The following is a 3,976-nucleotide window of genomic DNA, read 5'->3' on the forward strand; positions in this document are numbered from 1 at the left end:
AACAAAGCCATCTACAACTCTCAAATCGAAGAATACGAAGTTAGTTTATATTAATTATTAAAAACCGGCCCGCAGCCTGCGCACCATCTCCTCGACGGGAACCACGGCCTTGCCGTCGAGGTGACCGCACCGCTTCGGGTTGACCTGGTCCTCGAAGTGCGCGCCGGCGATCCCGGCGTCTTCGAGGAAGGTGACGGTGCGGGCCGCGCTCATCGGCTCACCGAAGCCGGTGTCGGCGTCGATGAGGACCGGCAGGTCGGTGACCCGGGCGATCTGGCGGCCGCGCTCGGTGACCTCGCTGAGCGTGGTGAGCCCGATATCGGGCAGCGCGAGGTCGGCGGAGACCACCGCGCCCGAGACGTAGACGCCTTCGAAGCCGATCTCCTGGATCAGCTTGGCCACCAACGGATTGAACGCGCCGGGGATGCGCTGGATCCGGTCCGAAGCCAGGCCTGCCCGGAAGGCGAGGCGCTTGTCGGCGGCCGAGGTCGCCGAGGCCAGCAAGCCGGTCATCAGAACAGCCCCTTCGGCAACTTCGGCGCGCGGGCCAGCACCTCGTCGGAGACGGTGAAGTTCAGCTGTCCCAGCTCCTCGGCGGTCAGCTCGGGGGTGCGCTGGGCGACGTCGAGGAAACGATCCTGCTCGGCCGGGTCGATGACGCCCTCGGCGAGCGTGCGGAACTTCGCGATGTACTGGTCGCGGGCGAACGGGCGGGCGCCCAGCGGGTGGGCGTCCGCGACGGCCAGCTCGTCGACGATCACCTCGCCGCTCTTCAAGGTGACCTCGGCGCGGGCGCCGAAGGCCTTCTCGTTCGGGTCGGTGGAGTGGTAGCGCCGGGTCCACTCCGGGTCCTCGGCGGTGGAGATCTTGCGCCACAGCTCGACGGTGTCGGGGCGCTGCGCGCGCTCGGGGGCGTAGGAACGCTCGTGGTGCCAGGTGCCGTCCTGCAGGGCGACCGCGAAGATGTACATCACCGAGTGGTCGAGGGTTTCCCGCGACGCCGTCGGATCGAACTTCTGCGGATCGTTGGATCCGGTGCCGATGACGTAGTGGGTGTGGTGGCTGGTGTGCAGCACGATCGTGGCGATCTGGTCGAGATCGCCGATGCGGTCGCGCATCCGGCGCGCCAGGTCGATCGGGGCCTGGCTCTGGTATTCGGCCGAGTGCTCCTTGGTGTAGGTGTCGAGGATGCCGCGCTTGGGCTCGCCGGGGTCGGGCAGCGGCACCGAGTACTCCGCGTTCGGCCCGCCGAGCAGCCAGGCGATGACACCGTCCTCACCCTCCCAGATCGGGGCGGGGGCGCCCTCACCACGCAGGGCGCGATCGACCGCTTCGACCGCCATCTTCCCGGCGAAGGCCGGTGCGTAGGCCTTCCAGCTCGAGATCTCGCCCTTGCGGGACTGGCGGGTGGCGGTCGTGGTGTGCAGGGCCTGCCCGATCGCCTGGTAGATCGTCTCGGTGTCCAGGCCGAGCAGGGTGCCGATACCGGCCGCGGCGGAGGGGCCGAGATGGGCGACGTGGTCGATCTTGTGCTCGTGCAGGCAGATCGCGCGGACCAGGTCGACCTGGATCTCGTACCCGGTGGCCAGACCGCGGATCAGCTCGGCGCCGCTGCGGCCGGTGTGCTGGGCGACGGCGAGGATCGACGGGATGTTGTCACCTGGGTGCGAGTACTCCGCGGCCAGGAACGTGTCGTGGAAGTCCAGCTCGCGCACCGCGACACCGTTGGCCCACGCCGCCCACTCCGGGGAGAACCGGCCGGGCACCCCGAACACCGCGGCGCCGGGCCCGGAGGGATGCGCCAGCGCCTGGGCGCGCGCGTTGGCCACCGGACGGCGAGTGATCGAGGCCGCCGCCACCGCCGCGTTGTCGATGATCCGGTTGACGATCATCTCCTCGGTCTCCGCGGGCACCGGCACCGCGTCGGTGGCAACCTCGGCGATCCGCCACGCGAGGTGTTCCTCCCGCGGGAAGTCCTCGGCGGAACGGTGCGTGCGGACGAGATGGTTCTTCACGGTTGCGGCCTCCAGGAGCGGTGAATGTCTACTGCCTGTTTCGCACGTTACACACGCCGCGATTACCGCGAAATACACCGCAAATGCCAAATGTTGTGGACGAAAATCAGCAAAGTTGCGTAAGTTGTGAAAGCAGGCGCTGCTACATTGGCGCTATGCAGAAGATGTACGCGGGCGCGCGGCTGCGGACGCTGCGTGAACAACGGGGGCTGTCCCAGTCGGGGATGGCGAAGGTGCTCGGGCTATCGGTGAGTTACGTCAACCAGCTCGAGAACGATCAGCGACCGTTGACCGTGCAGGTGCTGCTGCGGCTCAACGCCACCTTCGACCTGGACATGGGCTTCTTCGCCGCCGACACCGATGCCCGGCTGCTCGCCGACCTGCAGGACGTGTTCGCCGACGACCCCGACGCCTCCTCGGTCACCAACGCCGAACTCGACGACTTGATGACCCGGGTGCCCGGTGCGGCCAGGCTGCTGGTCAGCCTGCATCGGCGCCTGCGCGGGGCCACCGAGCAGCTGGAGCAGTTCTCCGCGGGCATCGAGGGCTCGATCGTGGAACCCGGCACGGCGATGCCGTACGAAGACGTCCGCGACTTCTTCTACGACCGGCGCAATCACATCCCCGAACTCGACCACGCCGCCGAGCAGCTCTTCACCCAGAACCGGCTCAGCATCGGCGGCCTGGACCTGCAGCTGACCCGGCTGCTGCAGGAACGCCACCGCATCACCGTCACCATCCGATCCGACAACCCCACCGATCCCGGTCCCAAACGGATCTACGACCCGCTGGCCCGCCAGATCACCCTGGCCCGCAGGCTCTCCCCCGGGCAGCGGGCCTTCCAGCTCGCCACCCAGCTGGCGTTCCTCACCCACGCCGACACCATCGACACGCTCACCGCGTCGGTGGAGACGATGCCCGCCGGCTCCCGAGAGCTGTTGCGGATCGGTCTGGCCAACTACTTCGCGGGTGCGTTGATCCTGCCGTACACCAGGTTTCGCAACGCTGCCGAAGAGCTGCACTACGACATCGATCTGTTGTCGTCGATATTCGAGGTCGGCTTCGAGACCGTCTGCCACCGGCTCTCGACCTTGCAGCGCCCGAACCAGCGCGGTGTCCCCTTCTTCTTCGTCCGCACCGACCGCGCGGGCAATATCTCCAAACGGCAGTCCGCCACCGCCTTCCACTTCTCTCGGGTCGGCGGCAGCTGCCCGCTGTGGGTGGTGCACGAGGCCTTCACCACGCCGGGCCGGATCCGCACCCAGATCGCCGAAATGCCCGACGGCCGCAAGTACCTGTGGCTGGCCCGCACGACCGACGAGAGCACACCCGGATTCCTCTCTCCCAAAAGGGATTTCGCGATCGGCCTCGGCTGCGACCTCGCCTACGCCGAGAAGCTCGTCTACTCGCACGGGCTGTCGATCCACGACGAGACCACCGCGGTCCCGATCGGCGCGGGCTGCAAGATCTGCGAACGCCCCGACTGCGCCCAGCGCGCCTTCCCGCAACTGGGCCGGGCGATCCGCGTCGACCAGAACCGGGCCGCCAATATCCCCTACACCCCGGCCGACCGGGAACCCGCACCGCACGCCCCCTGATGGAGACGCTCCGCGTCGGCGACACCCGAGGGCTCGCTATGCTGAGCGCGCAGCTGGTTCGCTGGTGACGACGTTTACGGGAGCCCCCGATCCGTCATCGGCGTCGAGAACCCCGTTCGGTGGCCACACCGGATGCGGGTGAAGAGGGAACCCGGTGGGAATCCGGGACTGTCCCGCAGCGGTGAACAGGAACGACCGCCGTCACCGGCACTGGGCGCCTTCGCGTCCGGGAAGCGACGGCCAGTAGGTGACCCGAGGCCTCGGGTCGGTGCCCGTGAGTCCGAAGACCTGCCCGCTGTGCCGTATACGCCTACCCCCGTCACCAGGACTTCGCGCGCTTCCGTGAGATCGCCGACGAGGTCG

The 3,976-nt window shown here is 68.1% G+C and carries 2 protein-coding genes, 1 pseudogene and 1 riboswitch; of the genes and pseudogenes, 1 reads left to right on the forward strand and 2 read right to left on the reverse strand.

Translation table 11 applies throughout. The annotated features are described in order from the left end of the window. Nucleotides 1-66: 66 nt before the first annotated feature. Together ACFWPJ_RS26835 and prpD are read right to left on the reverse strand one after the other, a co-directional pair. Nucleotides 67-513 (reverse strand): annotated as a pseudogene (locus ACFWPJ_RS26835) (isocitrate lyase/phosphoenolpyruvate mutase family protein); the annotation flags it as partial. Then, nucleotides 513-2,015, reverse strand: a complete 1,503-nt coding sequence (gene prpD, locus ACFWPJ_RS26840; protein ID WP_378855371.1) for a 2-methylcitrate dehydratase PrpD — start codon at nt 2,013-2,015, stop codon at nt 513-515. The pseudogene ACFWPJ_RS26835 and the gene prpD, both read right to left, overlap by 1 nt. 155 nt (nt 2,016-2,170) lie before the next feature. Here prpD and ACFWPJ_RS26845 point away from each other — a divergent pair, with 155 nt between their 5' ends. Continuing rightward, complete coding sequence (locus ACFWPJ_RS26845; protein ID WP_378855373.1) at nt 2,171-3,613, forward strand: short-chain fatty acyl-CoA regulator family protein; 1,443 nt, start codon at nt 2,171-2,173, stop codon at nt 3,611-3,613. Between the two features lie 100 nt (nt 3,614-3,713). Beyond that, nucleotides 3,714-3,924, forward strand: a riboswitch (cobalamin riboswitch). The last annotated feature ends 52 nt before the right edge of the window (nt 3,925-3,976 follow it).

The organism is Nocardia sp. NPDC058497, from assembly GCF_042720195.1.
Lineage (GTDB): Bacteria > Actinomycetota > Actinomycetes > Mycobacteriales > Mycobacteriaceae > Nocardia.

Coding starts and splice junctions, on each gene's coding strand:
- ACFWPJ_RS26845 (WP_378855373.1), top strand. CDS start 2,171: ATGCAGAAGATGTACGCGGGCGCGCGGCTGCGGACGCTGCGTGAACAA.